Source organism: Amycolatopsis roodepoortensis (assembly GCF_024628825.1).
Lineage (GTDB): Bacteria > Actinomycetota > Actinomycetes > Mycobacteriales > Pseudonocardiaceae > Amycolatopsis > Amycolatopsis roodepoortensis.
This window is the reverse complement of the sequence record NZ_CP102415.1, coordinates 2,428,174-2,454,260: the sequence shown is the minus strand read 5'-3', so window position 1 is coordinate 2,454,260 and position 26,087 is coordinate 2,428,174. Positions and strand designations below refer to the sequence as shown.

General features: G+C 70.4%; 28 protein-coding genes. 18 read left to right on the top strand and 10 right to left on the bottom strand.

From position 1 onward, the window contains the following. The 7 genes from NQK81_RS11370 to NQK81_RS11340 all read right to left on the bottom strand — a co-directional run bounded on the left by NQK81_RS11370 (nt 1) and on the right by NQK81_RS11340 (nt 5,758). Nucleotides 1-765, bottom strand: coding sequence for a crotonase/enoyl-CoA hydratase family protein (locus tag NQK81_RS11370; protein WP_257488138.1), 765 nt, complete (start codon nt 763-765; stop codon nt 1-3). A 10-nt stretch (nt 766-775) separates the two neighbouring features. Further along, entirely contained in the window at nt 776-1,933 is a 1,158-nt protein-coding gene (locus tag NQK81_RS11365; RefSeq protein WP_257488137.1) for a CaiB/BaiF CoA transferase family protein, read from the bottom strand. A 334-nt stretch (nt 1,934-2,267) separates the two neighbouring features. Beyond that, a complete protein-coding gene (locus tag NQK81_RS11360; protein ID WP_257488136.1) occupies nt 2,268-3,176 on the bottom strand; it encodes a LysR family transcriptional regulator in 909 nt (302 codons plus the stop codon). Nucleotides 3,177-3,180: 4 nt separating this feature from the next. Further along, nucleotides 3,181-4,530, bottom strand: coding sequence for a HAMP domain-containing sensor histidine kinase (locus NQK81_RS11355; protein WP_257488135.1), 1,350 nt, complete (start codon nt 4,528-4,530; stop codon nt 3,181-3,183). Next, a complete protein-coding gene (locus tag NQK81_RS11350; RefSeq protein ID WP_126729298.1) occupies nt 4,527-5,216 on the bottom strand; it encodes a response regulator in 690 nt (229 codons plus the stop codon). Before NQK81_RS11350 ends, NQK81_RS11355 begins: the two co-directional genes overlap by 4 nt. 12 nt (nt 5,217-5,228) lie before the next feature. Then, nucleotides 5,229-5,393 (bottom strand): hypothetical protein, encoded by a 165-nt coding sequence (locus NQK81_RS11345; protein ID WP_257488134.1) that lies wholly within the window; start codon nt 5,391-5,393, stop codon nt 5,229-5,231. Next, nucleotides 5,390-5,758, bottom strand: a complete 369-nt coding sequence (locus NQK81_RS11340) for a hypothetical protein (protein ID WP_126729296.1) — start codon at nt 5,756-5,758, stop codon at nt 5,390-5,392. The genes NQK81_RS11345 and NQK81_RS11340 overlap by 4 nt, the downstream gene beginning before the upstream one ends. A gap of 73 nt (nt 5,759-5,831) precedes the next feature. Between NQK81_RS11340 and NQK81_RS11335 the strand changes: the two genes are divergently transcribed. Genes NQK81_RS11335 through NQK81_RS11320 form a run of 4 tightly spaced genes read left to right on the top strand, consistent with a single transcriptional unit; the run spans nt 5,832 to nt 9,121 of the window. Continuing rightward, entirely contained in the window at nt 5,832-7,622 is a 1,791-nt protein-coding gene (locus NQK81_RS11335; RefSeq protein WP_257488133.1) for a CocE/NonD family hydrolase, read from the top strand. A gap of 30 nt (nt 7,623-7,652) precedes the next feature. Next, nucleotides 7,653-8,090, top strand: coding sequence for an SRPBCC family protein (locus tag NQK81_RS11330; RefSeq protein WP_257488132.1), 438 nt, complete (start codon nt 7,653-7,655; stop codon nt 8,088-8,090). A 51-nt stretch (nt 8,091-8,141) separates the two neighbouring features. Next, entirely contained in the window at nt 8,142-8,723 is a 582-nt protein-coding gene (locus NQK81_RS11325) for a TetR/AcrR family transcriptional regulator (protein ID WP_126729949.1), read from the top strand. Between the two features lie 35 nt (nt 8,724-8,758). Next, nucleotides 8,759-9,121 (top strand): winged helix-turn-helix transcriptional regulator, encoded by a 363-nt coding sequence (locus tag NQK81_RS11320; RefSeq protein WP_126729291.1) that lies wholly within the window; start codon nt 8,759-8,761, stop codon nt 9,119-9,121. Here NQK81_RS11320 and NQK81_RS11315 read toward each other — a convergent pair. After that, a complete protein-coding gene (locus NQK81_RS11315) occupies nt 9,106-9,723 on the bottom strand; it encodes a TetR/AcrR family transcriptional regulator (RefSeq protein ID WP_192745675.1) in 618 nt (205 codons plus the stop codon). The two genes, NQK81_RS11320 and NQK81_RS11315, sit on opposite strands and share 16 nt — an antisense overlap. Nucleotides 9,724-9,778: 55 nt before the next feature. On the opposite strand from NQK81_RS11315, the gene NQK81_RS11310 reads away from it, so the two are divergent. The 5 genes from NQK81_RS11310 (at nt 9,779) to NQK81_RS11290 (ending at nt 14,624) form a co-directional block, all read left to right on the top strand. Further along, nucleotides 9,779-10,321, top strand: coding sequence for a PH domain-containing protein (locus NQK81_RS11310; protein ID WP_257488130.1), 543 nt, complete (start codon nt 9,779-9,781; stop codon nt 10,319-10,321). Further along, the gene (locus NQK81_RS11305; RefSeq protein ID WP_257488129.1) at nt 10,318-11,823 is read left to right on the top strand and encodes a PH domain-containing protein; all 1,506 of its coding nucleotides are present in this window, start codon (nt 10,318-10,320) and stop codon (nt 11,821-11,823) included. The genes NQK81_RS11310 and NQK81_RS11305 overlap by 4 nt, the downstream gene beginning before the upstream one ends. Nucleotides 11,824-12,123: 300 nt before the next feature. Next, nucleotides 12,124-12,885 (top strand): isocitrate lyase/PEP mutase family protein, encoded by a 762-nt coding sequence (locus NQK81_RS11300; RefSeq protein ID WP_257488128.1) that lies wholly within the window; start codon nt 12,124-12,126, stop codon nt 12,883-12,885. A gap of 10 nt (nt 12,886-12,895) precedes the next feature. Beyond that, complete coding sequence (locus NQK81_RS11295) at nt 12,896-13,915, top strand: aminotransferase class V-fold PLP-dependent enzyme (RefSeq protein WP_257488127.1); 1,020 nt, start codon at nt 12,896-12,898, stop codon at nt 13,913-13,915. Between the two features lie 88 nt (nt 13,916-14,003). Next, on the top strand, nt 14,004-14,624 hold the full coding sequence (locus tag NQK81_RS11290; protein WP_192745670.1) for a hypothetical protein: 621 nt from the start codon (nt 14,004-14,006) through the stop codon (nt 14,622-14,624). 81 nt (nt 14,625-14,705) lie between these two features. Here the strand turns inward: NQK81_RS11290 and NQK81_RS11285 are convergent, their stop codons facing one another. Then, entirely contained in the window at nt 14,706-15,635 is a 930-nt protein-coding gene (locus tag NQK81_RS11285; RefSeq protein WP_257488126.1) for a ferritin-like domain-containing protein, read from the bottom strand. A 135-nt stretch (nt 15,636-15,770) separates the two neighbouring features. Here NQK81_RS11285 and rimP point away from each other — a divergent pair, with 135 nt between their 5' ends. From rimP to NQK81_RS11250, 7 genes are all read left to right on the top strand, one after another. After that, nucleotides 15,771-16,310 (top strand): ribosome maturation factor RimP, encoded by a 540-nt coding sequence (rimP, locus tag NQK81_RS11280; protein ID WP_126729277.1) that lies wholly within the window; start codon nt 15,771-15,773, stop codon nt 16,308-16,310. After that, the gene (gene nusA / locus NQK81_RS11275; protein ID WP_126729275.1) at nt 16,307-17,347 is read left to right on the top strand and encodes a transcription termination factor NusA; all 1,041 of its coding nucleotides are present in this window, start codon (nt 16,307-16,309) and stop codon (nt 17,345-17,347) included. Before rimP ends, nusA begins: the two co-directional genes overlap by 4 nt. A 110-nt stretch (nt 17,348-17,457) precedes the next feature. Beyond that, the gene (locus NQK81_RS11270; protein ID WP_257488125.1) at nt 17,458-17,673 is read left to right on the top strand and encodes a YlxR family protein; all 216 of its coding nucleotides are present in this window, start codon (nt 17,458-17,460) and stop codon (nt 17,671-17,673) included. A gap of 145 nt (nt 17,674-17,818) precedes the next feature. Then, the gene (gene infB / locus NQK81_RS11265; protein ID WP_257488124.1) at nt 17,819-20,842 is read left to right on the top strand and encodes a translation initiation factor IF-2; all 3,024 of its coding nucleotides are present in this window, start codon (nt 17,819-17,821) and stop codon (nt 20,840-20,842) included. 73 nt (nt 20,843-20,915) lie between these two features. Then, nucleotides 20,916-21,209, top strand: coding sequence for a DUF503 domain-containing protein (locus tag NQK81_RS11260; protein ID WP_126737748.1), 294 nt, complete (start codon nt 20,916-20,918; stop codon nt 21,207-21,209). 29 nt (nt 21,210-21,238) lie between these two features. Beyond that, nucleotides 21,239-21,715, top strand: coding sequence for a 30S ribosome-binding factor RbfA (gene rbfA / locus NQK81_RS11255; protein ID WP_126737747.1), 477 nt, complete (start codon nt 21,239-21,241; stop codon nt 21,713-21,715). A 16-nt stretch (nt 21,716-21,731) separates the two neighbouring features. After that, nucleotides 21,732-22,562: an alpha/beta hydrolase gene (locus NQK81_RS11250; protein WP_257488123.1), complete on the top strand. Its 831-nt coding sequence runs from the start codon at nt 21,732-21,734 to the stop codon at nt 22,560-22,562. Between the two features lie 179 nt (nt 22,563-22,741). Here NQK81_RS11250 and NQK81_RS11245 read toward each other — a convergent pair whose 3' ends face one another. Next, nucleotides 22,742-23,785: a TRM11 family SAM-dependent methyltransferase gene (locus NQK81_RS11245; RefSeq protein ID WP_257488122.1), complete on the bottom strand. Its 1,044-nt coding sequence runs from the start codon at nt 23,783-23,785 to the stop codon at nt 22,742-22,744. A gap of 40 nt (nt 23,786-23,825) precedes the next feature. On the opposite strand from NQK81_RS11245, the gene NQK81_RS11240 reads away from it, so the two are divergent. Beyond that, nucleotides 23,826-24,824 carry a DHH family phosphoesterase gene (locus NQK81_RS11240; protein WP_257489739.1) on the top strand — a complete coding sequence of 333 codons (999 nt, stop codon included), beginning with the start codon at nt 23,826-23,828 and terminating at the stop codon, nt 24,822-24,824. A gap of 58 nt (nt 24,825-24,882) precedes the next feature. Further along, nucleotides 24,883-26,052 carry a preprotein translocase subunit SecY gene (locus NQK81_RS11235; protein ID WP_257488121.1) on the top strand — a complete coding sequence of 390 codons (1,170 nt, stop codon included), beginning with the start codon at nt 24,883-24,885 and terminating at the stop codon, nt 26,050-26,052. Nucleotides 26,053-26,087 lie beyond the last annotated feature (35 nt).

Here is a 26,087-nt window from a genome sequence, read left to right as displayed (position 1 = left end):
TCACTCACCTGTCCACTGTGGAGCGCGGCGCTCGGCGAAGGCCCGCATGCCCTCACGGACGTCGGCCGACTTCATCAGCGCCGGAAGCTCCGAACGCTGGGTGGCAAACGCTTGCGCGTCGGGCACGCCGTCCGCCGCGCGGACGATCTTCTTGACCAGGGCGAGCGCCAGGGGAGCGTTGGCGGCGATCTGCTCGGCCAGTTGCAGCGCGACCGCGGCGGCCTCCCCGCTCGGGACGACCCGGTTCACCAGACCGAGGCTTCCGGCGCGTTCGGCGCCGATCGGCTCGCCGGTGAGCAGGAACTCCATCGCCAGGTGATGCGGGATCCGCTTCGGCAGCCGGATCACGCCACCCCCGGCGGCGATCAGCCCGCGTTTCACCTCGGGCAGCCCGAACTTCGCGTCTTCGGCGGCGACGATCAAGTCGCAGCCCAGCGCCAGCTCGAAGCCACCGCCCATCGCCCAGCCTTCGACGGCCGCGATCAGCGGCTTCGACAGCTCGGCCTCGGTCAGGCCGCCGAACCCGCGCCCGGGGATCTCGGGAGACTCGCCCTTCAGCGCCGCCTTGAGATCCATCCCGGCGCTGAACGAACCGTCGGCGCCGGTCAGGACCCCGGCCCGCAGCGCGGGATCGGTCTCCAGGAGGTCGAGTGCTTCGGCCAGGCCCGCCGCGACGGCGGCGTTCACCGCGTTGCGGGCCGACGGCCGGTCGATCGTGATCAGCAGCGTGCCGCCGACCCGTTCCGTCCGTACTTCCGTGCTCATGATTTCTTCCTCAGCGAGTGGTGGCGAGTTCGCGCAGGACCTCTTCGGTGTCCTGACCCGGCAGGGGTGCCAGGCGCCGGACGGAACCGGGGGTCGCGGAGAACTTGACGGGGATGCCGATGGTGCGGATCGAGCCCTCGCTCGGGTGCTCGACGACGTCGAGCAGGTGACCGTCGCGGACGTACTCGTCGTCCTGCGCCTTGTCGAGTTCGAGGACGGGGGCCATCGGGATGCTGTGCTTCGCGCAGACCTCGGTCCATTCTTCGGTGGTCAGCGCCGGGGCGCATTCGGCGATCATCTCGGCCAGCGCCTCGTGGTCGGCGCCGTCGATCGCGTCGCCGTTGACCCGCGGGTCCTCGGCCAGTTCCGGTCGCCCCGCGGCGTGGAAGAAGTCGCGGAAGTTCTGCGGGTTGTAGGGGATCACGCAGGCCATCCCGCCCTTGGTGTGCACCGCCTGGTGGCCGGGGTTCAGCGACGGGCCGAACCCGGTCGGGCCCTCCGCGGGCTCGAAGACGTGCCCGGCGAGATGCTCGACGAGGTTGAACGCGATCAGGGTGTCCGTCATCGGGATCTCGACCCGCTGGCCCTCGCCGGTCCGGTCGCGGTGCACCAGCGCGGCGAGCACGGTGTAGGCGATGGTCAGGGAGGAGACCTTGTCGCCGATGATCGTCGGCAGGTAGACCGGCTTGCCCAGGGCGCGGTTCGCGACGTCGACCAGCCCGGACGACGCCTGCACGGTCTCGTCGTAGGCGGCGTGCCCGGCGCGGTCGGAGTCGCCGCGGAATCCTTGCGCGTGGGCGTAGACCAGGCCGGGGTTGCGCGCGGCGAGGTCGGCGTAGTCCATGCCGAGCCTGCTCAGCGCGCCGGGGCGCATGTTGGTGATCAGCACGTCCGCGGTGTCGATCAGCTCGAGCGCCTGCTCGCGCTCCTCTTCGTCCTTGAGGTTGAGGGCGACGCTGCGCTTGTTGCGGTTCACGTTCAGGTTGAGCGGAGTCATGCCCGGCGTCGTGCGGAACCTGCCCACCCGCACGGTGTCGGCGGGGGACTCGATCTTGATCACGTCGGCGCCGAGGTCGCCGAGGATCTGCGCGGCGTACGGGCCCATGACGACCGTCGAGAGGTCGATCACGCGAACGCCGTCCAGCGGGCCGGTGGCGGTTTGAGTCATTTGCTTTCCCTTCGCCGTTGTTCGCTCCACAACCGAAATTAGGCGCGAATTGCGGGAAAGGGAATGATCAAGAAACGAAGAATGGTATGACCACGGTGGTCATACCATTCTTGGGTTGGGGATCGTGGTCGCGAGTGGGCGCCGTTTCGTTCTGTCCTGGCCGTCCGCGTGCCGGTCTCGGGTGTCGCGAAAGCCACTTTCGGGACGTCGGATGTCCTGAAAGTGGCTTTCGCGACATCGGGGATCCCGTGTGGTGCGTCTGGCGTCGCCGGAAGCGTTGCGAAAGTGGCTTTCGCAACACCGTCTCCCCGTCAAGCTGCCGCGGGGGTCTCGGTCAGGTCGAAAGCGGTTCGGCGAAGATCTCCCGCACCCCGGCCACCAGTTCGGCGAGGTCGCCCTCCTCGGCCCGGTCCCGTCGCCAGACCAAGGCGGTCTCCAGCCGGGGCCGGAAATCCGAGAACGGGAGGATGGTGGCGCCGTCGACGAGGAACAGATGCATCGGGCTGGCCGGATCCAGCATCGTGATCGAGAACGACGAACCGTTCGCCACCAGTTCGGAAATACCCGAATATTCGGTTCCGCCGACTTTGAGCCTTTTCTTGATGCCCGCCTTCGACAGCGTGTGGTCCATATCGTCCGAATAGGCCGGAATGCTTTCCGAGGCGGACGGGATATAGGACAGATCGCTCAATTCGGCGATGGTGACGGTCTCCCGTCCGGCGAACCGATCGGCCGGGACGACGGCGCCGAGCCGCTCCACCTGCACCGGGACGATCTCCAGCGCGGGATCGGTGACCGGCAACCGGACCAGCGACAACGCCAGTTTGCCCTGGTGCACCGCGGCGACCAGATCGGGTGTCGTGCCCGGCCAGCGCTTGAGTTCGAAGCGGTCGCGGCAGCGTTCTTCCAGACGTTTGACCCGTTCCCGCAGGGCCGGGTGCACGCCGGCGGGGATGCCGATGAACACGGTGCTCCGCCGGGGTTTCACCGCCTCCTGCAACCGCCAGGGGATCGCGTTGACCTGTTCGAGGACGTCCCGCGCGATCGGCAGCAGCGCGGTGCCCGCCGCGGTGAGCGTGACGTGATGCGTGCTGCGGTCGAACAGCCGGTGACCCAGTTCGTGTTCGAGATCCTTGATGCGCTGGCTCAGCGGGGAGGCGGCCATATGCAGTCTGCGGGCCGCCTGGGAGAAGTTCAGTTCCTCGGCGACGGCCACGAAATACCGCAGGTGCAACATCTCCACGCGTTCACCCTAACCGCAGAGTCACCGTGAACGCGGCCCCGCCTTCGGGCGCCGGGCCCGCCGTCAGCGTCCCGCCCATGCGCGTGACCAGCCCGTGCGCCAGCGCGAGCCCGATACCCGAACCGACCGGACGGCTGTCGCGATACCGCCGGTTCAGCACCCCGCGCTCGAACGCGACCGGGTAGTCCTCCGGCGCCAGCCCGGGCCCGCCGTCCCGCACCGCCAACCGGGCCTGCCCATCGGCCGTCACCAGGGAGAACACGATCGGCGCGCCCGCCGGCGTCACGCGCAGGGCGTTCTCGGCCAGTCCGTCGACGACCTGGCGGAGCCGCCGCGGATCGGCGACGACCGGCACCTCGCCTGCCGGCCGCTCCACCAGCAGCGTGACGTCCTGCCGCGCGCAGCGCAGCCGCCAGACGTCCGCGCATTCGTCGACCAGCGCCGCGAGATCGAGGTGCGCCGGGTCGAGGCGGAACTCGTCCGCACCGAGCCGTGCCAGCTCCAGCAGGTCGCTGACCAGGCGTTCCAGCCGTTCCGCCTCGCGATGGATGGTCTGCCCGGCGCGGCGCGCGTCCTCGCCTTCGGCCACGCCGTCACCGATCGCCTCGGCGAACCCGGTGACGGCGGTCAGTGGCGTCCGCAGTTCGTGCGACACCGAAAGCAGGAACTCGCGCTGCCGCGCCTCGCTGTACCGCAGGGCGTCGGCCAGTTCGTTGACCGATTTCGCCACGTCCGCGACCTCGGACGGCCCTTCGACCGGAACACGCAGGTCACGGCGCCCGGCCCGCATCCCGTTCGCCACCGACGCGGCCCGGCGCAGCGGCCGCGACAGCACCCGGCTCAGCAGCAGCCCCGCGATCGCGGCGACCGCCAGCCCGGCGCCGAGTGCGAGCACCGTGTTGCGCACCAGCGTCCTGCCGCGCGCCTCGCCGATCTCCGTCGACTGGACCAGTGCGAACGCGGCACCTCTCTCGCCCACCGCCCGGACTTCGACGAGGTATTGCCGTCCTTCGACGACCACCGTGCCCGAGCGCGAGAATCCCGTTTTGGTGGCGGCGATGGCGGCGACCGTCCCATCACCGTCGATCGTCCCGTTCGGACGGCGGACGACGACGTCGATCCCTTGCCCTCGAACGACTTCCGCGGCCTTCCCGACGCGGAGCCGGTTGCCGATGCCGGTCTCGTCGAGCTGGCTCGCGACCACGTCGGCCTGCGCGGAAAGCGACTGCCGGAGCACGTCGCTGCCGGTGGTGCGGATGAGCCGGGCCGCGACCAGCCCGGCGACCACCACCGCGACCGCGGCGACCGCGAGGCACACCACGGTGATCCGCAGCGCTAGCGAGGTCCGGTTCATCCGGCGTCCGCCGCGTAGCCGATCCCGCGGACCGTCCTGATCGGACTGTGCTCGCCCAGTTTCCCGCGCAGCTGGGCGATGTGGACGTCGACGGTCCGCGTGCCCGCCGACGCCGCGTAGCCCCAGACGGAGCTGAGCAGCTGCTCGCGGCTGAACACCTGACCGGGCCGCCGCACCAGATGGGTGAGCAGCTCGAACTCGGTCGACGTCAGCGCGATCTCGGTGTCCTCGGCCCAGACGCGGCGCTGGGTGACGTCGACGCGGACGCCGCCCGCCGTGTAGGTCTCGGCGGGCGAAGGCGTTCCGGCGGCGCGGCGCAGCACGGTCCGGACCCTCGCCGAGAGTTCACGCGGGCTGAACGGTTTCGTCAGGTAGTCGTCGGCGCCGATCTCCAGGCCCAGCAAGCGGTCCAGTTCGTCGTCGCGCGCGGTCACGAACAGCACCGGCGTCCAGTCACCGTCCGCGCGCAGGGCCCGGCAGATCTCGATACCGTCCATTCCGGACAGTCCGATGTCGAGCACGATCGCGACCGGGCGCAGCCGCCGGATCGTCGCCAGTGCCGCGCCGCCGTCCGCCTCCACGTGCACGCCGAACCCGTCCCGCCGCAGGTACAGCGAAGCGAGTTCGGCGATCGCGGGGTCGTCCTCGACGACCAGTACCAGCCCGCGTCCCGGTTGCGTCGTCACCGGCCGATCCTGTCACGGGGCGGGGTCGCCTGCCATGTCCTGCTCGATCGAGTCGAGGGTCCGCTGGACGTCGCTCAGCTGTCCCGGCGCCGGGCTCGAAGCGGGTTCTTCGTCGGAACACCCGGCCGCGCCGAACAGCGCGAGCGCGGTCAAACCGGCGGCCACGAGCCGTTTCACTTGCCCGCCTTGCAGTGCGCGTTCGCGAACGCGTCGAGCTTCTGCTTCGCCGTGGTGAGCTCGGGCAGCCTGGCGTTGCGCTTGTCGGCGCGCTTCTGCAGCCTGTCGGCGGCGTCGTTGTGGCCCTTCTTGCGCTGGCCCTCGGCCCTGGCCTTGAGGTTCGCCACCGAACCGCGGACCTCGGGCCCGCCGTTGATGCGTTCGGTGAGGTTGGTGGTGCGCTGGGTGAGCTTCGGCAGCCATTCGGCGCACAGCGTCTGGGATTCTTCGGGGCTCAGGGTGATCGGTGCCTGGGCCGAGGCGGCGGGGGCGAGAGCGACGAGTCCGGCCGCGACGAGCCCGGCGGCGATGGTGTGTTTCAGCATGCGAAGAGCGTCGCGCGGCCGGATACGAGGAATGTCGGGGAAATGTTCGGGTTTTGTAAGCGATACTCGGACGATGGGGCTCAAGACCTTGACCGCCACCGTGGTGGCGACACTGCTGCTGACCGCCGCACCCGCCGTCGCGTCACCCGCGTTCGTCCTGCGCGGCGGCGTCAGCCAGCCGGTGTTCTCCTACGACAAGGCCATCCGGGAGACCGCCTGGGTGGAGACCGGCCAGGACCTCGACCGCGACGGGCGGACCGACCGGGTCGCCGCCGACATCATCCGCCCGGCGGAACCGGCCGCGCGCGGGCAGCGCGTTCCGGTGATCATGGACGTCAGCCCGTACTTCGAGAAGGTCGGGCGCGGCAACGAACGCCAGCCGAAGACGTACCTCCCCGACGGCACGCCGTCGCAGTTCCCGCTCTTCTACGACAACTACTTCGTCCCGCGCGGGTACGCGGTGGTGCTGGTCGACGTCGGGGGCACCAATCGCTCGTCCGGGTGCTTCGACGACGTCGCGTCCGGCAACGGCGTCGTGAACTGGCTCAACGGGCGCGCGCGGGCCTTCCGCACGCCGTTCGGGCCCGAGCGTGTGCGGGCGGAGTGGGCGACCGGATCGGTCGGCGCGATCGGGAAGTCGCAGGACGGGGCGACGGCGATCGGGATGGCCGCGTCCGGGATCGAAGGCCTGAAGACCATCGTGCCGATCGCCGGGGTCAGCTCGTACTACGAGGTCCACAACTCGCACGGCGCCTACTTCGGCTGGGCCGGCGGCCCGGGTTTTTACAACGAGCGAGCCGAGAAGCTGTGCCGTCCATTCGAAGAGGACAACGCGCGGCGCGCGGGGACGGACGGGAATTTCAACGACTACTGGCGCGGGCTCGACTACGTCGCGAAGACCGGCAAGATGCGTGCGAGCGTTTTCGCGTCGATGGGTTTCCACGATCTCAACGTCAACCCGATCCAGTTCGGACCGTGGTGGGAGGCGCTGAACTCCCACGGCGTGCCGCGCAAGGCGTGGCTGCACCAGGCGGCGCACGTCGACCCGTTCGACCTCGACCGGTCGCTGTTCGTGAAGACCCTGCACCGCTGGTTCGACCGCTGGCTGCTCGGCGTCCGCAACGGCGTCGAGACCGAACCCGCGATCCGGATCGAGCACACCCCGGATCGCTGGACCGACGAACGCCGCTGGCCGCCCGCCACCCGGCAGCGCGTGTTGTGGCCCACGGAGAACGGACTGAGGGATCGCCCGTCGCCAGGCACGGCCTCGGTGACCGACGATCCGGCGCGCGGGGCGTCGCAGTGGGTGGAGAACCCGTCGGAGACCAGCTCGGACCGGCTCGTTTTCGTAGGTGAACCCGTGCGGGCGGACACCCGTGTCGCCGGGACCGCCACCGTCACGGTGACCGCGCGCTCGGACAAACCCGCCGCGCGGATCGGCGCGGTGCTGGTCGACTACGGCCCCGCGACCGTGCGGAACACGAAGTTCCCCGCGCTGGGCACCAAGGACCTGACGACCCGCTCCTGCTGGGGCGCGGGCACCGCCGCGGACACCGGCTGCTTCCTCGACACCGTCGCCGATCTGACCACTGTGGACAAACGGATCGTGGCGACCGGCTGGGCGGATCTCGGCCACCATCGCTCGCTGTGGCGCGGCGAACCGCTCGTGCCCGGCAAGGCGTACACGATGACGTTCCGGCTGAGCAGCCTCGACCACGTCGTCCCGGCGGGGCACCGGCTGGCGCTCGTCCTCGGCGGGACCGACGGTGACATGTTCGACCCGGCGCTGCCCGCTCTCGGCTCCCGGGTGACGTTCGAGCTGGACGGGACTTCGCTCTCGGTCCCCGTCGTCGGCCGCGTTTAGTCCTCTGAATGCGAGAGAGAAGGAGCACGTATGGCGAAGGTCCAGCGCATTTCCGTCCACGGCCACACGAGCGCGAGCCCCGAAACCGTCTACGCGCTCCTCGTGGACCGCGAGCGTTGGCCCGACTGGTCACCCATGGGCTCGTTCCGCTTGCTCCAGAAGGGGGACGAGAACGGTCTCGGCGCCATCGGCGTCTTCAGCACCAACGGCGTCCACAGCTGCGAAGAGGTCATCGCGCTCCAACCCGGCAAGCGCTTCGGCTACGCCCTGAAGAAGGGGCTCCCGCTACGCGACTACCGCGCCTACGTCGATCTCACCCCCGTGCGGAACGGCACCGAGATCCACTGGCATTCCACGTTCACCGCCAAGATCCCGGGCACCGGCTGGTTCCATCGCCGGTTCCTCGGCCACTTCATCGGGCGCATGGTCGAGAGCCTCGTGGCGCGTGCCTCGCGCGGCGCACCATAAAGTAGGCGCATGGCAGCCCCACGACGCACCCAGGAGGAACGCAGCGCCGCGATGCGCGTCAGGCTGCTCGACGCCACGATCGACTGTCTCGTCGAATACGGCTACGCGGGCACCACGACCACCCGCGTCGCGGATCGCGCCGGGGTGACCCGCGGCGCGCAGGTGCACCATTTCCCGACCAAGACCGACCTCGTCACCTCCGCGATCCGGCATCTCGCGGCCAAACGCACCGAGGTCGCGATGGCGGAGATCGACCGGCTCAAGGCGTCGGCCGATCCGGTCGGGGACGCGTTGCAGCTGCTGTGGGAGATGCACCAGGGCCCGGTCTTCTCGGCGACCGTCGAGCTGTGGGTGGCGTCGCGGACCGACGCGGAACTGCGCGCCCAGATGGCCGTGGTCGAGCCGATCGCGACGAGCAGCCTGGTCGAGTTCGGCAAGGCGCTGCTGCCGGACCATTCGGCGCATCCGGAGTTCCTGCACGCGGTGTACACGGCGATGGACGTCGTCCGCGGCATCCTCATCGCCAGCTGGGCGACCCGCGACCAGACCGAGCTGGAGGCGCGCTGGGAACGCGGCCGCCGTCACCTGATCCTGCTGTTCGAGGCGCTGATGCAGCCCACCCCCTCTCGCTAGGCGTGTTACTCTCCCGGGGAGAGTGAGGAGGTCACGTGCTCGGAGATCCGTACGACCCCGACTGCCCCACCCGCGCGCTGCTCGACCGCATCGGCGATCAGTGGACCGTGCTGATCGTCGGCGTGCTCGGCGACGGCCCGCTCCGGTTCACCGAGATCGGCAAACGCGTGCGCGGCATCTCGCAGAAGGTCCTCACCCAGACGCTGCGCAGCCTCGTCCGGGACGGCATCCTGACGCGCACCGCCTACCCGGAGATCCCGCCGCACGTCGAGTACGAGCTGACCGCGCTCGGCCGCAACCTCGCCGAACCGCTCGAGATGCTCGACAAATGGGCTCGCGTCCACATGGGCGAGGTCCTCGACGCCCGCAAGAACTACGACGGTCAGCTCACCGCCTGACCGAACAGCCGGTCGAGGTGGTAGTCCACAGTGGACAGGGCCTCGTCCGGCGTGCGGTGCTTCATCACGATGTTGGTGCCCTGCGAATCGGCGACCGCCCAGAGGATCGCGGATTCGTGCATCGGGTCGGCCGACTTGTCGACATCGCCCGCTTCCTGGCCCTGCCGGATCAGGAGGGCGAACAGCTCGAACAGCTGGGGGACGCCGTCGGTGAACGCGGCCGCGAACGACGGATCCGAGATCGCGCGGATGAAGAACGCGACCCCCATCAGCCAATCGCCGCGGCGCCGTTCGTCGAGCGGCAGGATCTCGACCATGATCGCGCGGATGATCGCCTTCGGCGTCGACGGCAGTTCGCCGGCCTCCAGCTGGGCCTTGATGCGCTCTTCATAGACCTGCGAGCGGCGTTCGACGGCGAACAGCAGCATCTCGTCCTTGGTCTTGAAGTAGTGCTGCACCAAGCCCATCGACATACCCGCTTCGGCGGCGACGTGCCGGAGGCTGACTCCTTCGAGGCCCCGCTTGGCCGTCAGCCTCGTCAGCGCCTCGGCGATCTCCGCGCGTCGCGCCGCGTGATCCACCTGCTTCGGCACCCTCACCATCCGTTCCGTTGTTTGCCATGCGATCGCATTGCCACTACTGTCCGACGCTATTACGATGCGATCGCATTGTAAACATTCGTCGGGGGTGATTTCGGTGGAAGCCGAACGGGGGAAGGTGCGGCTGAGGCCGCCGCGGAACGCGCTGGATCAGCGGGTCGTGGGCTGGTGGCGGCTGCAGGGAACGCTCGTCTGGGGCGCGCCGGTGCTGGTACTGGTGGTGCTCGGGCTGCTCATCGCGCCCGCGCGGTTCTGGCTGCTGACACCGGCGGCGGTGTTCGCGGCGCTGGGCCTGGTGTGGGTGATCGCGATGCCGCTGTGGTGGTTCAAGGTGCATCGCTGGGAGGTCACGGAGACGGCGGTCTACGCGCGTTCCGGGTTCTTCTGGCAGGAGTGGCGCGTCGCGCCGATGTCGCGGATCCAGACCGTGGACACCCTGCGCGGTCCGCTGCAGCAGGTGTTCAAGCTCGCGACCGTCACGGTCACCACGGCGTCGGCGCGGGGCGCGGTCAAGATCCGAGGGCTCGACCACGAACTGGCCGCGAGCCTGGCGGAGCAGCTCACCGAGACGACGCAGGCGACGCCGGGGGACGCGACATGACCTCGGGCGAGTTCGAGGGCTGGAGCACACTCGACAAACGGACGCTCGCCGTCACCGCGGTGATGATGACCGGCGCGGCCGTCGGTGCCGCGATCCCGACCACGGCCGCGATCGTGGGCGGCGGCGCGAGGTTCTGGGTCGCGCTCGCCTGGGTCGTCGCCGGCGCGGTGGTGCTCGTCGGCGGCGGCGTGCTGGCGGAACTGTTCTACTGGAAGGGTGTGCGGTACCGGGTCACGCCGGACCGGCTGGAGACGGCGTTCACGCTGGTGTTCCGGTCGCGGAAATCCCTGCAGCGCGAACGGATCCGCAACGTCGACCTGACGGCCAACCCGCTGCACCGGCTGTTCGGCGTCGCGGTGGTGACCATCGGCACCGGGTCGCACGAATCGGGCGGGCAGGGCCGGATCAAGCTCAACCCCGTCTCGCGCGCCGAGGCCGAGCGGCTGCGCGCGGACCTGTTGCGCCGCGCGGAAATCGCGGAGACCGACGACGACGCGCCGCTCGCCGAACTCGACCGGAGCTGGATCCGCTACGCGCCGATGTCTTTCCTGACACCGACACTGGGCCTCGCGGCCGGCGGTGGCCTCATGCAGATCTCCGAATGGGCGGGCCTGCAGAAAGGCCTGATCGACTGGGTGATCGGCCTGTTCCGCGGGATCCCGCTGGTGGTGGCGATCCTGATCCTGCTGGCGATCGCGATGCTCGTCGGCCTGGTGGGCGCGCTGGGCCTGTGGATCGAGATGTGGTGGAACTACCGGCTCGACCGCGAATCCGGCGGCACGCTGCGGGTGCGCCGCGGGCTGTTCACCACGCGCTCGATCTCGATCGAGGAACGCCGGATGCGGGGCGTCGACCTCGTCGAGCCGCTCGGGAACCGGATCTCCGGCGCGGCGCGGGTCGACGCGATCGCCACCGGCATGCGGCAGAGCGACGACAAGGACAAGACCGACTACCACACGCTTCTGCCCGCCGCGCCCGTCGCGACGGCCAACCGGATCGCCGCCGCGGTCCTGCGCGAACCCGTTTCGCCGACCGAAGCCGTCCGGCTCACCGGGCACCCCCGCGCCGCGCGGGGACGGCTGCTGCGCTGGTGGGTCGGTTCGGTGGTCGTCCTGCTGGCGATCTTCGCGCTCCTCGGGTTCCTGCTGACCGAGGTCCTGCTGGTGATCGGCGCCGCGCTCGGTGTCGTGCTGCTGCCGGTGTCGGTGCTGCTGGCGCTGGACGCCTATCGCAACCTCGGGCACGGGATCACCGGGCGGTACCTCGTCGGACGGCACGGGACCGTGCGGCGGAGCACGTTCGCGCTGGAACGCGAAGGCGTGATCGGCTGGACGGTGAAACAGTCGATCTTCCAGCGGCGCAAGGGATTGCTGACCGTCGTCGCGACCACGGCCGCCGGTGCCGGGGCGTACTCGGTGTACGACGCGGGGGAGGAGCAGGGGCTGCTGTTCGCGGAGGAGTCCGTGCCGGAGCTGCTGACGCCCTTTTTGGAACAGGGCTGACGCTTCGGGCGGGCGACCGACGTTGCGAAAGGTCCCGTCGCTGTGTCTGATGCGGCGAAGGGGCCCTTCATCCACACGCGTCCGGTGACCCGTCGAGTTGCGAAAGCCACTTTCGCAACCTTCAACGTTGCGAAAGTGGCTTTCGCAACGTCGGCGGGGCGGGCGGCCGGCCAGGTGGTGCCCGGCGTCGCGAAAGCCACTTCCGGGACATCTGGTGTCCCGAAAGTGGCTTTCGCGACATGCGGCCCCGGCACCGACGCTTCGGCCGTCACCGAAGCGTCCACTCGCTACCGTCGTGACATGACCGCATTCGCCGCCCTGCACGTCCCCGGTTCCCCACTGCTCCTGCCGAACGTCTGGGACTTCGGCGCCGCCGCCTTCCTTGCCGCACAAGGTTTCCCGGCGCTCGGCACGACCAGCCTCGGGGTCTCGGCCGCCGAGGGCGAGCCGGACGGCGCCCCGTCCTCGAAGGACGCCACCGTCCGGCTGGCACGGCGCCTCACCGGGCTGGACACGCTGATCAGCGTCGACCTCGCCGACGGGTTCAGCGAAGACCCGGGCGAGGTCGGCGCGCTGGCGGCGGAGCTGGCCGAAGCCGGTGTCGCGGGCATCAACCTCGAAGACGCGCTCGGCGACCCCGTGCGGCACGCGGCCAAGATCGCGGCGGCGAAGGAGCGCGCTCCCGGGCTCTTCGTCAACGCGCGGACGGACACGCATTGGCTGGGGGAGCCCGACATCGGCACCGCGATCGGCCGCTGTCTGTCCTATGTGGACGCGGGTGCCGACGGGGTGTTCGTACCGGGGCTCGCCGCGCCCGCGGACGTCGAGCGGCTGGTGGAGGCGGTCGGGGCGCCGGTGAACCTGCTGTTCCTGCCCGGCAAGGTCACCGTCGACGGACTGGCCGGGCTCGGCGTCGCGCGGGTCAGCCTCGGTTCGCTGCCGTACCGGATGGCGCTGGCCGCCACGCTGCGCACGGTGGAGGCCGTTCGCGACGGCGGCGAGCTCCCGCTGACCCCGCCGTCGTACGCCGACGTCGCCTCCCTGCTCCCGGAATCTCATTAACCTCGGGAGCATGCAGACCTTCGGAGCCGAATTCGCCGTCCCGCCCGGTTATCTGAACACGCCCAGTATCGGCATCCCGCCGTCGCACGTGGCCGATGCCGTGGCTGACGCGGTCGACCGGTGGCGCCGCGGTGAAGCCCGCCCGGCGGACTTCGACGAGCCCGTCGCGCGGACCAGGGCGGGATTCGGCGCCTTGATCGGGGTCCCGGCGGAGCGGGTCGCGGTCGGGGCGTCGGTCTCGCAGCTGATCGCGAACGTGGCCGCCGGCCTGCCCGACGGCGCCAGCGTGCTCGCCGCCGCGAACGATTTCACGAGCGTCACCTTCCCGTTCGCGGCTCAGGCGCACCGCGGGGTGAAGGTCACCGAAGCCCCGCTGGCCGAGCTGGCCGCCCGCGTCGAGGGGCACGACCTCGTCGCGGTCAGCGTCGTCCAGTCGGCCGACGGCGCCCAGGTCGACCTCGGCGCGCTCCGGGCCGCGGCCGAGGCGGCGGGTGCCGCGGTCCTGCTCGACGCCACCCAGGCCGCCGGCTGGCAGCCGCTGGACCTCGGCTGGGCCGACTGGGTGGTCGCCGCCGGCTACAAATGGCTGCTCGCGCCGCGTGGGGCGGCGTGGCTGGCCGCGCATCCGCGGGTGCTGGAGCGGGCCGTGCCGGTCGCCGCGAACTGGTACGCGGGGGAGGACCGCTGGCAGACCGTCTACGGCCTCCCGCTGCGGCTCGCCGAGGGCGCCCGCTCGCTCGACCTCTCCCCGGCCTGGCTCGCGTTCGTCGGCGCCGCGGCGTCGCTGGACTACCTCGCGTCGCTGGACCTCGCCGCCGTCCGCGCGCACTGCGTGGGGCTCGCCGACTCACTCCTCGAAGCGCTCGGTTCACCCGGCCAGGGGAGTGCGATCGTCTCGCTCGACGCCGACGCCCACCGGGTGCGGGAAGCGGGCATCGTGGCCGGTACCCGGGCCGGACGGCAGCGATTCGGCTTCCATCTCTACAACACGGCCGACGACGTGGAACGAGTGATAAGCACGTTCAGGTGAACCGCCGGAGCGGCGTGAACTACCGTATGTTCCCGTGGTTGGTGCGCAATTTACCCCGGGACCGACGGAAACGGCCCGGCTTCAGCCGGTGCGACCGGCAGGGCCGGGCGGGCCGCCGTCCGCGCCGAATCCGCCGAGGGACACCAAGGGCCTGGCGCTGAAGGGCGCCGGACTGGTCGCCATCGCGGTCGTGTCCGCCCTGCTCTGGTGGCTCATCCGGCACGAGCCGGAGGTGACCCCGGTCGCGGACCCGCCGTCCAAGAGCGGCCAGTTCCAGTACACGCTGGTCGAAGGACCGCAGGTCACCACCGACTGCGCGAGCAAGGCCTACGGCGACACCAAGAAGTTCTTCGCCGACACGCCGTGCACCCGCCTTTCGCGAGCGCTGTACACGACCGAGACCGGCGGGAAGAAGGCACTGGTCTCGGTCGTCCTGGTCACCATGCCCGGCGAGGTCACCGCGACCCAGCTCAAGGCGCTGACCGACAAGGACGGCACGGGCAACGTGTCCGACCTGGTGCGCGACGGGACCTTCAAGGACCAGGGCGCCCCGAAGATCTCCGGGCAGGACGCGGCCTACGACTCCCACGTCACCGGGCCGGAAGTGGCCATCGTGCTGGCCGGCTTCTACAACAAGCAGACCGACAAGCCGCTGATCGAGCGGATCGCGACCGACGCTCTGCGGCTTTCGGGTGACCTGCGCCGCTGACCCCGTGAGCCGAAAGGGGCCCTTCACCGCATCTCACGCGGTGAAGGGCCCTTTTCGTCGCATCAGATGCGACGAAGCGTCCTACGCCGACTGGCCCGGCATCGCGATCGCCACCGGCTTCGCGCCGAACTCCGCCCGCCACGCCGTGCCCCGCCGCGCCGACCCGATCAGGGCGTTCAGCGCCGTCGTCCGCAGGGCCGCGTCGTCCGTCCGGTCGATCACGCCGAGCCAGGCCGAGGTCGCGTCGGCCTCGGCCGTCGCCACCAGTTCCATCGCCGAGTTCGCCTCGGTCACGGGCCTCGGCGGCACGTACGCGGCTTCCGGGCCGGTGGGGGTCTGACCCGCCGCGGAAAGCATCCGTTCGCAGACGTCCCGTCGCTTGACGTGCTCGGCCGTGCCCCGGGACACCGCGCCGGTGAACGCCGCGGGCAGGTACGCGCTGACCAGCCCGTACACCCAGATCGCCGCGTGTTCGGCGGCGAGCGCCTGCTGGACGGCTTCCGCGCTCTCCCCGGCGAGCTGGACCCCGGCGGGCACCTCCACCGGTCCGGCGTCGTCGCCGCGGCCGAGCTTCTCCGAACTCTGCTGCAGTGCCGCGCAGCCCGCGGCGATCGAGGCGACCATCCCGGCGCGGTAGCGGGGCAGCGAGGGCACGAGGCCTTCGGCCTGCTTGCGGGCCGTGGCGAGCCGCTCCTTGAGCCCGTCCAGAGACGAGGGCGGCGGTGTCGCCCCCGGACCCGGCTGCTCCGGCTTCGGCCGGTTGAGCCGGTCCACCTCGGTCTTGAGCGCCGCCGCGTGCGCGGCCCGCGCGGTGGCGACCGCTTCGCCCTCGGCGCCCAGCGCCTTCGCGCCGGCCGCGTCGTTCTCCGCCGCGCGCAGCAGCGGACCCAGCGGGTCGGGGCTTTCGTCGAAGCCGGGGGAGCAGGCGGACGCCAGCGGCACGGCCAGCGCGGCCAGCGCTCCCATCCGCAGGAAAGTGCGACGGCTCGGCTCTGTCGATCTTCCGGTCACGCCGCCCCATCCTGCCAGTACCCCGCGCGGGGCCGCCGCTCGCGCGTCACGCGGGGGTGACCGGATAAGCTGGTCCACTACCGAACCCGGATCCACGCCGCCGGGTCGCCCACAGCCGAACAGGAGCGCTCCACCGTGCCCAACGACCTCGCCAGCAGGCTGGAGCCCATCGTGGCCGAAGCCGTCAAGGCCGCGGGTTTCGACCTCGATTCCTTCGAGGTCCAGCAGGCAGGCCGCCGCCAGCTGGTCAAGGTCGTCGTCGACGGGGACGACGGCGTCGGGCTGGACGAGGTGGCGAGCGTCAGCCGCGCCGTCTCCGCCGCGCTCGACGAGAACGAGCACGTGATCGCGAGCGCGTACACGCTCGAAGTCACGTCGCCGGGTCTCGACCGGCCACTGACCGTGCAACGGCACTGGCGGCGCGCGAAGTTCCGCCTCGTCAAGATCACCCCGGCCGAAGGCGCGGCGTTCATCGGCCGCGTCGGGCACGCGGGCGAGAAATCCGCGCGAGTGCTCGTGGACGGCGAGATCCGGGACGTCACCTACGCCTCGGTGACCAAGGCGGTCATCGAGATCGAGTTCAAGCAACCACCTGCCGAGGACCTGAAACTGTTGGAAAACGATGCGTCGGCCCTGAACGCCGCCACCACGGAGCCGAAGGAGGAGCCGAAGTGAACGTCGACATCGCCGCGCTGCGCGCGATCGAACGGGACAAGGACATCCCCTTCGAGACGGTGATCGAAGCGATCGAAACCGCGCTCCTCACCGCGTACAAGCACACCGAAGGCCACCAGCCGCACGCCAGGATCGACATCGACCGCAAGAGCGGACTGGTCCGCGTCCTCGCGCACACCCTCACCCCGGACGGCCAGACCGACGAGGAGTGGGACGACACCCCCGAGGGCTTCGGCCGGATCGCGGCGACCACCGCGCGGCAGGTCATCCTCCAGCGGCTGCGCGACGCCGAGCACGAGAAGACCTTCGGCGAGTTCTCCGCCAAGGAGAACGAGATCGTCGCCGGGGTGGTGCAGCGCGACGCCAGGGCCAACGCCCGCGGCATGGTCGTCATCCAGGTCGGCGACATCGAGGGCGTGCTGCCCGCGATCGAGCAGGTGCCCGGCGAGACCTACGAGCACGGCGACCGGATCAAGGCCTACGTCGTGACCGTCTCGCGCGGCAACCGCGGCCCGCAGATCACGCTGTCCCGTTCGCACCCGAAGCTGGTGCACAAGCTGTTCGCCCTCGAGGTCCCCGAAATCGCCGACGGCACGGTCGAGATCGCCGCCGTCGCGCGGGAGCCGGGACACCGGACCAAGATCGCGGTCCGCTCGACGGTGCCCGGCGTCAACGCCAAGGGCGCTTGCATCGGCCCGGTCGGCGCGCGCGTGCGCAACGTGATGAGCGAGCTGGCCGGCGAGAAGATCGACATCATCGACTTCTCCGAGGACCCGGCGAAGTTCGTCGGGAATGCGCTGTCGCCCGCGAAGGTTGTTTCAGTACGGGTCGTCGACGAGAAGGCCAAGACCGCTCGCGTCGTCGTCCCGGACTACCAGCTTTCGCTCGCGATCGGCAAGGAAGGGCAGAACGCCCGCCTCGCCGCCCGGCTCACCGGCTGGCGTATCGACATCCGCAGTGACGCCGCCCCTGAGCAGGGTGACGAAGCACACGCCGGGCAGGCGCGGCCCGCCGCGGCAACCGGTTCGGCTGAGTGAAGGTCGAAGCGCTAGACTTACGAGTGGTTCAGAGCCCGCGGCCGGGAACCGACCTCCAGCATGACCGGGAAACTCCGGTCCGCACGTGTGTGGGTTGCCGTAAGCGGGCCTTGATCGGCGAGTTGCTGCGAGTGGTCGCGGCGGACGGGCGGCTGATCGTCGACGAACGTCGGCGGTTGCCGGGCCGGGGTGCTTGGTTGCACCCCGTGCCGGACTGTCTGGCCAAGGCCGAGCGGCGCAGGGCGTTCCCCCGGGCACTACGTGTTCCAGGGCCGCTCGACGCCCAGGGTGTCCACGAACGCCTGGAGCGGCACGCCGAAGGCTAAAGGGCGCCGGGACATCCCCGGTGCCGGATGGAATCAGGAAGCAGGTCGACCCGTCATGAGTCAGCCGTGAAGCTGAATCAATGAACGCGCGACAATAGGACGAGGTCTGCGGGTCTGCCGCCGGCCTCCCCAGATGAGGAGAGCTGTGCCAGGCAAGGCCCGAGTACATGAGCTCGCGAAAGAGCTCGGCATCACCAGCAAGGAAGTTCTCGCCAAGTTGAAGGAACAGGGCGAGTTCGTGAAGTCCGCGTCGTCCACCGTCGAGGCGCCGGTCGCCCGTCGTCTCCGTGACGCGTATCCGTCCAAGGACGGCAAGAAGAAGCCGGTTCCGACCCCCGGCCCGCGTCCTTCACCCGCGCCGCCCGCGAAGCCCGCTGCCCCGGCTCCGGCCGCGAAGCCCGCTCAGCCCGCGCCCGCGGCGAAGTCCGAGGCCCCGGCCGCCCCCGCGGCGTCCGCTCCGGCGGCGTCGGAGAAGCCGGCCCCGGCCCAGCAGCCGTCCCGGCCCGCCACCCCGGGTGTCCGCCCGGGTCCGCGCCCCGGCCCCCGGCCGCCGGCGCCCAAGGAAGAGGTCGCTCCGGCGGCGAAGGCCGCTCCGGCCGAGCCGAAGAAGGAGACCCCGGCGGCACCCGCCACCCCGCCCGCGTCCCAGACGCCGTCGCAGGGTTCGGTCGTGCCGCCGAAGCCGCAGGGTCCCAAGCCCGGCGGCCCGAAGCCCGGCCCGCGCACTCCGCGCGTCGGCAACAACCCGTTCGGTGTGGGTTCCGGTTCGCCCGCCCCGCGTCCGTCCGGTCCGCGTCCCGGTGGCGGCAACCAGCAGGGCGGCGACAACCGTCCGCCGCGTCCCGGTGGCGGGCAGGGCGGCGACCGTCCGGCCCCGCGTCCCGGTGGCGGCGCTCCCGGTGGTAACCGGCCCAGCCCGGGCAACATGCCCCCGCGCCCGAACCCCGGCATGATGCCGGGCCGCCCGGCCCGTCCGGCCGGTGGTCCCGGTGGCGGCCGTGGTGGCCCCGGTGGCGGAGCCCGTGGTGGCCCCGGTGGCGGCGCTCGTGGCGGTCCCGGTGGCGGCGGCGGAGGTTTCCGCGGCGGTCCCGGTGGCGGCGGCGGTGGCGGTTTCCGTCCCGGCGGCGGCGGTGGCGGCGGTTTCCGTCCCGGTGGCGGTGGCCCCGGTGGCGGCGGCGGTGCCCCGGCCGGTGGCGGCGGTTTCCGTGGCGGTGGCGGTCGTGGTGGCCCCGGTGGCCGTGGCGGTACCGCGGGTGCCTTCGGGCGTCCCGGTGGCCCCTCGCGCAAGGGCCGCAAGTCGAAGCGGCAGAAGCGCCAGGAGTACATGGACAACATGCAGGCGCCCAGCGTCGGTGGTGTCCGTCTGCCCAAGGGGCAGGGCGAGACGATCCGCCTGCCGCGTGGTGCCTCGCTGACCGACTTCGCCGAGAAGATCGACGCCAACCCGGCTTCGCTGGTGCAGGTGCTGTTCCACCTCGGTGAGATGGTCACCGCGACGCAGTCGGTGTCCGACGACATCCTGGAACTGCTCGGCGGCGAAATGAACTACAACGTTCAGGTCGTCAGTCCCGAGGAAGAGGACCGGGAGCTGCTCGAGACCTTCGACATCACCTACGGCGAAGACGCGGGTGAGGAAGAGGATCTGCAGGTCCGTCCGCCGGTCGTGACCATCATGGGTCACGTCGACCACGGTAAGACCCGCCTGCTCGACACGATCCGCAAGACGAAGGTGCGCGAAGGTGAAGCCGGTGGCATCACCCAGCACATCGGCGCCTACCAGATCGAGACCGAGCTCGAGGGCAACCCGCGTCTGATCACCTTCATCGACACCCCGGGTCACGAGGCGTTCACCGCCATGCGTGCCCGTGGTGCCAACTCGACCGACATCGCGGTGATCGTGGTGGCGGCCGACGACGGTGTGATGCCGCAGACGGTCGAGGCGATCAACCACGCGCAGGCCGCCAAGGCGCCGATCGTGGTCGCGATCAACAAGATCGACAAGGAAGGCGCGAACCCGGACAAGATCCGGCAGCAGCTGACCGAGTACGGCCTGGTCGCCGAGGAGTACGGCGGCGACACGATGTTCGTCGAGATCTCCGCGCGGCAGAACATCAACATCGACGGCCTGCTCGAGGCGATCCTGCTGACCGCCGACGCCGCGCTGGACCTCCGGGCCAACCCGGACATGGAGGCCCAGGGTGTCGCGATCGAGGCCCACCTCGACCGCGGCCGCGGTCCGGTGGCCACGGTGCTGGTCCAGCGAGGCACGCTGCGCGTCGGTGACTCGGTCGTGGCGGGTGACGCCTACGGCCGCGTCCGCCGGATGGTCGACGAGCACAACGTCGACGTCACGGAGGCGTACCCGTCGCGTCCCGTCCAGGTCATCGGGTTCACCTCGGTGCCGGGCGCGGGCGACACCTTCCTGGTGGTCGACGAGGACCGCGTCGCCCGGCAGATCGCCGAGCGCCGTTCCGCCCGGACGCGCAACGCCCTCAACGCGTCGCGCCGCAAGCGGGTCAGCCTCGAGGACCTCGACTCCGCCTTGAAGGAGACGAACAGCCTCAACCTGATCATCAAGGGTGACAACTCCGGTACCGTCGAGGCGCTCGAAGCCTCGCTGGTGCAGCTCGAGGTCGGCGACGACGTCGAACTCAACGTCGTGCACCGCGGTGTCGGTGGCGTCACCGAGTCCGACATCGACCTGGCGACCGCGTCCGACGCGATCGTCCTGGGCTTCAACGTCCGTGCGCAGGGCAAGGCGACCGAGCGGGCCACCCGCGAAGGCGTCGACGTCCGGTACTACACGGTCATCTACCAGGCGATCGAGGAGATCGAGCAGGCTCTGAAGGGCATGCTCAAGCCGGAGTACGAAGAGGTCGAGCTCGGCAAGGCGGAGATCCGCGACGTCTTCAAGTCGTCGAAGATCGGCACCATCGCCGGTTGTCTCGTCGTCTCGGGCGAGATCCGCCGCAACGCGCGGGCCCGTCTGCTCCGCGACGCGACCGTCATCGCCGAGAACCTGCCGATCAGCTCGCTGCGGCGGTTCAAGGACGACGTGGTCGAGGTCCGCGACGGATTCGAGTGTGGTCTGACTCTGGGGTCGTACAGCGATCTCAAGGTCGGCGACATCATCGAGACCTACGAGCAGCGCGAAAAGCCGCGTGCGTAAGTGACAAAGCGGCGCTCTCCCGCATCTGGGCGGGGGAGCGCCGCTTCACCTTCTAAACAACCCAGAACCCCCCATGTTCGTAGGAGCTCTTGAGCTCGACATCCTGCTGGGCGACGTCCACTCGCTCAAGCAGAAGCGATCCGTGATCAAGCCGGTGCTGGCCGAGGTACGCAGGCGTTTCGACGTCTCCGTCGCCGAAGCCGGCCATCAAGACCTGCACCGGCGCGCGCTGATCGGTGTGGCCGTGGTCGCGGCGAGTGGCGAGCACGTTCGTGACGTGCTCGACTCGTGTGAGCGCCTCATGGCCGGGAGGCCGGAGTTCGAACTGCTCTCCACCCACCGCCGGCTGCTCGGCCCGGACGACTAGCAGAAGACCTTTCGAGGAGACGAAATCCCATGGCCGACCCCGCTCGGGCTCGTAAGCTCGCCAAGCGGATCTCACAGATCGTCGCGCACGCGATCGAGCACGACATCAAGGATCCGCGGCTGAACCACGTGACGATCACCGACACGAAGATCACGGCGGATCTGCACGACGCCACGGTCTACTACACGGTGCTCGGCGAGAATCTGGAGTCCACGCCCGACCACGCCGGCGCCGCGGCGGCGCTCGAGTCCGCCCGCGGTGTCCTGCGCACGAAGGTCGGGCAGGGCACGGGTGTCCGCTACACCCCGACGCTGGCCTTCGTGGCCGACAGCATTCCCGAGGACGCCAAGCGCATCGAAGACCTCCTCGCGAAGGCCAGGGAGGCCGACGCGGAGGTCGCCCGGCGGGCGACCGGGGCGCAGCACGCCGGTGAACCCGACCCGTACAAGCCACCGCGGGAAGAGGCCGAAGACGATGAGTTCGCCGACGAGGAGACCCGTCGCTGAGAGGGTGGACCACGCCGTGAGCCGGCGTGGCCTGCTGCTGGGGGCCGCGGCTCTCGGCGGCTCGGCGCTGCTTTCCGCTTGCGGCGCCGAGAAACCGCCCCTGGTGGGGCCGCCTCCGGTGGCCCCGCCGAGCACCCCGACGCCGCTCACCGAAGCGGTCACGGTGCAGAAGATGCGGTCCGCGGCGCGGAACCGCGACGTCAACCTCGTCATCATCGCGCCGGACGGGGTGTCACGGGTCGGGATGCCGGTCTGTGTCGCCCTGCACGGGCGCGGCGCCGACGCGCGCACGTTCCTGGACCTCGGTGTGCAGGAAGCGCTGAACCAGGCCGTCGCGGCCGGGCGGCCCGGGTTCGCGGTGGCCGCCGTCGACGGCGACAACTACTGGGTGGACGTCGGCAAGGGCGACGATCCGCAGCGGATGCTGTCCGACGAACTGCCCGGCTGGCTCGCCCAGCGTCAGCTGCGGCCGCCGTCGGCGATGTTCGGGATCTCGATGGGCGGGTTCGGCGCGCTGCGTTACGCCCGTGACCACAAGGACCTGAAAGCCGTCGCCGTCGCCAGCGCGGCGTTGTTCGTCAGCTGGCCCGATGCCAAGTCCCGCAAGGTCTTCGCGGATCGCGCGCAATGGGAATCGCATGAGCCGCTGCTGCACACCGGCGACCTTTCCGCCGGATCGACCGGCGTGTGGTGCGGGAACTCGGATCCCTTCGCCGGCGCCGACCGCAAGCTCATCAAGGCGCTGAACCCCGCCGTCGCGAAGATGGCCCCCGGCGCGCACAACGACGACTACTGGCGCGAGATCATGCCGGACGTGCTGAAGTTCGTGGGGGAACGCATCGTCTGACCCCGAAATGCGTGAGGCACGAGGGTGACCTTCCGGCGCCAGTGTCGCGAAAGCCACTTTCGGGACACCAGACGTCGCGAAAGTGGCTTTCGCGACATGCTCACCGGGGCCATTCGCGCCAAGCCCCGGACATGGTGCGCGATGCCGACTACCGCATTCAGAGGACGAAACGCCTGGAGTCAGGCGGGTTTCGCGGCGACGATCAGGTCCCGCACGATCGCCTGGTCCACCCGGTGCGCGAACTCCGCGAACGGCCCGTCCTCGCGGACCACCAAACCCGCCTTGTCCAGGATCGCGGCGAGTTCCTCGCGGGGCGCGACGTTGGTGTTCCAGGAGATGCCGAGCGCGCCGCCGGGCCGCAGCACCCGTGTCCACACGGGAACGGCGGCCGCGAGCAGGTCGCGCGGGCTGCGCGCGAGCGACGCGTCCTGGGTGCGGTGGCTGCCGTGCTGCACGCCGTACGGGGCGTCGGTGACGATGAGGTCCACCGAGTTCGGCCGCAGCAGTTCGTCGGTGGTGAGCGTGTCGCAGTTGAGGTAGCTCAGCTTGCGGACGTCACCGGCCTTGTACCGCTCCTTGGTGATCCCGAAACCGATGTCGAGCCGCCTGCCGAGGCGGACCTTGTTGCGGCGCACCTGACCGGATTCGGCGCTGTGCTTGATCCGCTTCTGCTTCAGCCAGGTCTTGATGAACAGCTCGTAGGAGTCGAAGTCCTTGCCGTCGACGTCGAGGCCGGTCGCGTCGAAGCCGTACATCATCGCCTGGTTCAGCGTGGTGCCTCGGCCGCAGAGCGGATCGAGCAGGTGCAGTGGTTCGTCCAGCATCGCCGCCGGGTTCGCCGTCGACATCAGGGTGACGTTGACGAGGAGCTTGGTGAACAGCTCGTTCGTCTTGCCAGGGTACTTCTGGATGGTCAGCAGATCCGAGTCGAAGTTCGCGAGCGGGCCGATCGTCACCGGCTTCAGGACGCCGTCGCCGAGTTCGAACAGCGCGTACAGCGCGGAAAGGTTCGAAAGGAGCGCGAGATCGCGTTCGCTCAGCGGGGCGGGCGTGGTGAAGGTGAGGTAGCCGACGCCGCCGAGTTCCGTCTCGCCGATCTCGGAGACCTCGGTCTCCAAAGCGGACAGACCGAACACCGCCAGCTCCGCCCGCAGCAGGGCCGGAGTGGAGTCGGTGTAGACCCGGTTGGCGGACGGGTAGACCAGGATCGCGTACTCGGACATCCGGTAGAGCGTAGCTTGACTGATTGTGACAACCACTCCAGTGCCGAACCTGAAGGAAGCCGCCGCCCTGCTGGCACGCGCGAACGACGTGACCCTGCTCGGCCATGTCCGCCCGGACGCCGACGCGCTCGGCAGCGCGCTGGCGCTGGGCCGGGCGCTCCAGCTGCGCGGCGGCGTGAAGGTCCGTGTCTCGGTCGGCGAGCCCGAGGAGATGCCCGAAACCCTGCGGAGCCTGGACGCGGGCGCGCTCTTCGTCCCCGCGAGCGAGCTGCCGGAGAGTGAACAGCTCCTGGTCGCGCTGGACACGCCCACCCCGGGCAGGCTCGGGAAGCTCGCGCCGCGGGTGGACGCCGTCCGCGCGGCGGGCGGTGACGTCCTGGTGATCGACCACCACGCGTCCAACGTCTTCTACGGCACGCATCACGTCGTCGACGACACCGCCGAAGCCACCGCCGTCCTCGTCTTCGCGTTGCTGGAGGAACTCGGCACCGAGATCGACGAGCCGATCGCGCGCTGCCTGTACGCGGGGCTCGTCACCGACACGAGCGGGTTCCGCCGGGCCCGTCCGTCGACCCATCTGATGGCCGCGAAGCTGCTGGAAGCCGGAGTCGACCCGGACAAGGTGGTCCGCGAGATCGTCGACGATCACCCGTTCGCGTGGTTGCCGATGCTGTCGGACGTCCTCGCGGGTGCCCGGCTCGAACCGGACGAGGCACGCGGTTTCGGCCTCGCCCACGCCGTCGTCACCCTCGACGCCGCGCGATCCGTGCGCGCCGAGGAGGTCGAGGCGGTCATCGACGTCGTCCGGTCCACTCGCGAGGCCGGGGTCGCCGTGGTGCTCAAGGAGGCCGAACCGACGGGGCCGCGGCAGCGATGGACGGTCTCGCTTCGCTCGGCGGGCGGCGTCGACGTCTCGGCGGCCGCGGGGGAGCTGGGCGGCGGCGGGCATCGCCAGGCGGCCGGGTGCACCGCGGAAGGCACGGCGGACGAGGTGCTCGGCAAGCTGCGGGAGGCCCTGTCGAGGGCGCCGCTGCTGTGATCCGCTGACGAGCGGTGTCATCGTAATTTCATCGGTCGTTCCTAACGTGATCCCCACGATGAACGACCGAGACTCCCTCCGCCGCCGGATCCTGGTCACGCTGGGCGTGATCGCGCTGTTCCGGCTGGGCCAGAGCCTGCCCACCCCGCATGTGACCGTCCGCGCGCCGGAAGCCGATCACCCGGTGCGCTGGATCCTCGACCTCCTCACCGGCGGCGGCCTGGCCACCCTGCCGGTGTTCGCTTTGGGTGTCCTGCCCTGCTTGGCCGCACCGCTGCTCCTGCGAGGACTGATCGCCCTGATCCCGCGGCTGGCCGCGCTCCGGGCCGAAGGCGAAGCCGGCGCGCGGGTACTGAAGCGGTACCAGCGGCGGCTCACCGTCGCGCTCGGTCTGCTGGGCGCAGCCGGGGCGCTCGTGTTCCGCGGCCAGAGCGTCCTCGACGGACACGGGGCCATCGCCGTCGTGTGCCTGACCGCGGGAACCGCGGTGGTCCTCCGGCTGACCGAGGTGATCACCGACCGGGGTTTCGGCGACGGCGTCCGTATCCTGCTGCTCGCGCAGGTCCTGGCGGTGCTGCCGCCGGAGTTCCTGCGGCTGTACGAAAGGACGGGCTGGGCCGCGATCGCGGTGACGATCGTGGTGACGCTGTCGATCACGGTGCTCACGATCGTCCTCGCGCAGGGACAGCGCCGTGTTCCGGTGCAGTACGCCAAGCGGATGATCGGCAGGCGCGCTTTCGGCGGGACGCCGACCTACGTTCCCTTCCGGTTCCCGCAAGCCAACAGTCCGGCCGTTCTCGCCGCGGTGCTGCTGTCGGTGCCGGCGTTTTTCTTCGGCCTGGGAGATCACTGGTGGATCGCGGGCTACTTCGTCCTCGTCTGCCTCTTCGCCTTCGCGAGGGCGGCCGTGCGGCAGGACATGGACAAGGTGGCGGGCGAACTGGTGCGGGTGGGCGGTTTCGTCCCCGGGATCCGGCCGGGCAACCCGACCGCCCAATACCTCGACCACGTGAGCCGCCGGATCATCGCCTTCGGCGCCCTCTGCTCGGGAGTGGTCGCGTTGATCCCGGCCGCCGGCCTGGCCCTGCTGGACGCGAGCCCGATGCCGCTCGTCGCCGGGGTCACCTTGCAGGTGGTCCTCGTCTTCCTCGTCAGTGTCTCGCTCGACACCACGCGGCAGATCGAATCACTGCGCCAGCAACGCCGCTACGCACCGTTCCTCCGCTGAAGTGCGGGAGCCGGCCGCCGCCGAGGGCGTCGGCG

Coding starts and splice junctions, on each gene's coding strand:
- NQK81_RS11335 (WP_257488133.1), top strand. CDS start 5,832: ATGGGGCTCAAGACCTTGACCGCCACCGTGGTGGCGACACTGCTGCTG.
- NQK81_RS11330 (WP_257488132.1), top strand. CDS start 7,653: ATGGCGAAGGTCCAGCGCATTTCCGTCCACGGCCACACGAGCGCGAGC.
- NQK81_RS11295 (WP_257488127.1), top strand. CDS start 12,896: ATGCAGACCTTCGGAGCCGAATTCGCCGTCCCGCCCGGTTATCTGAAC.
- NQK81_RS11325 (WP_126729949.1), top strand. CDS start 8,142: ATGCGCGTCAGGCTGCTCGACGCCACGATCGACTGTCTCGTCGAATAC.
- NQK81_RS11370 (WP_257488138.1), bottom strand. CDS start 765: ATGAGCACGGAAGTACGGACGGAACGGGTCGGCGGCACGCTGCTGATC.
- rbfA (WP_126737747.1), top strand. CDS start 21,239: ATGGCCGACCCCGCTCGGGCTCGTAAGCTCGCCAAGCGGATCTCACAG.
- NQK81_RS11260 (WP_126737748.1), top strand. CDS start 20,916: ATGTTCGTAGGAGCTCTTGAGCTCGACATCCTGCTGGGCGACGTCCAC.
- NQK81_RS11310 (WP_257488130.1), top strand. CDS start 9,779: ATGCGATCGCATTGTAAACATTCGTCGGGGGTGATTTCGGTGGAAGCC.
- NQK81_RS11355 (WP_257488135.1), bottom strand. CDS start 4,530: ATGAACCGGACCTCGCTAGCGCTGCGGATCACCGTGGTGTGCCTCGCG.
- NQK81_RS11235 (WP_257488121.1), top strand. CDS start 24,883: ATGAACGACCGAGACTCCCTCCGCCGCCGGATCCTGGTCACGCTGGGC.
- NQK81_RS11245 (WP_257488122.1), bottom strand. CDS start 23,785: ATGTCCGAGTACGCGATCCTGGTCTACCCGTCCGCCAACCGGGTCTAC.
- NQK81_RS11300 (WP_257488128.1), top strand. CDS start 12,124: ATGACCGCATTCGCCGCCCTGCACGTCCCCGGTTCCCCACTGCTCCTG.
- NQK81_RS11305 (WP_257488129.1), top strand. CDS start 10,318: ATGACCTCGGGCGAGTTCGAGGGCTGGAGCACACTCGACAAACGGACG.
- NQK81_RS11365 (WP_257488137.1), bottom strand. CDS start 1,933: ATGACTCAAACCGCCACCGGCCCGCTGGACGGCGTTCGCGTGATCGAC.
- NQK81_RS11340 (WP_126729296.1), bottom strand. CDS start 5,758: ATGCTGAAACACACCATCGCCGCCGGGCTCGTCGCGGCCGGACTCGTC.
- NQK81_RS11315 (WP_192745675.1), bottom strand. CDS start 9,723: ATGGTGAGGGTGCCGAAGCAGGTGGATCACGCGGCGCGACGCGCGGAG.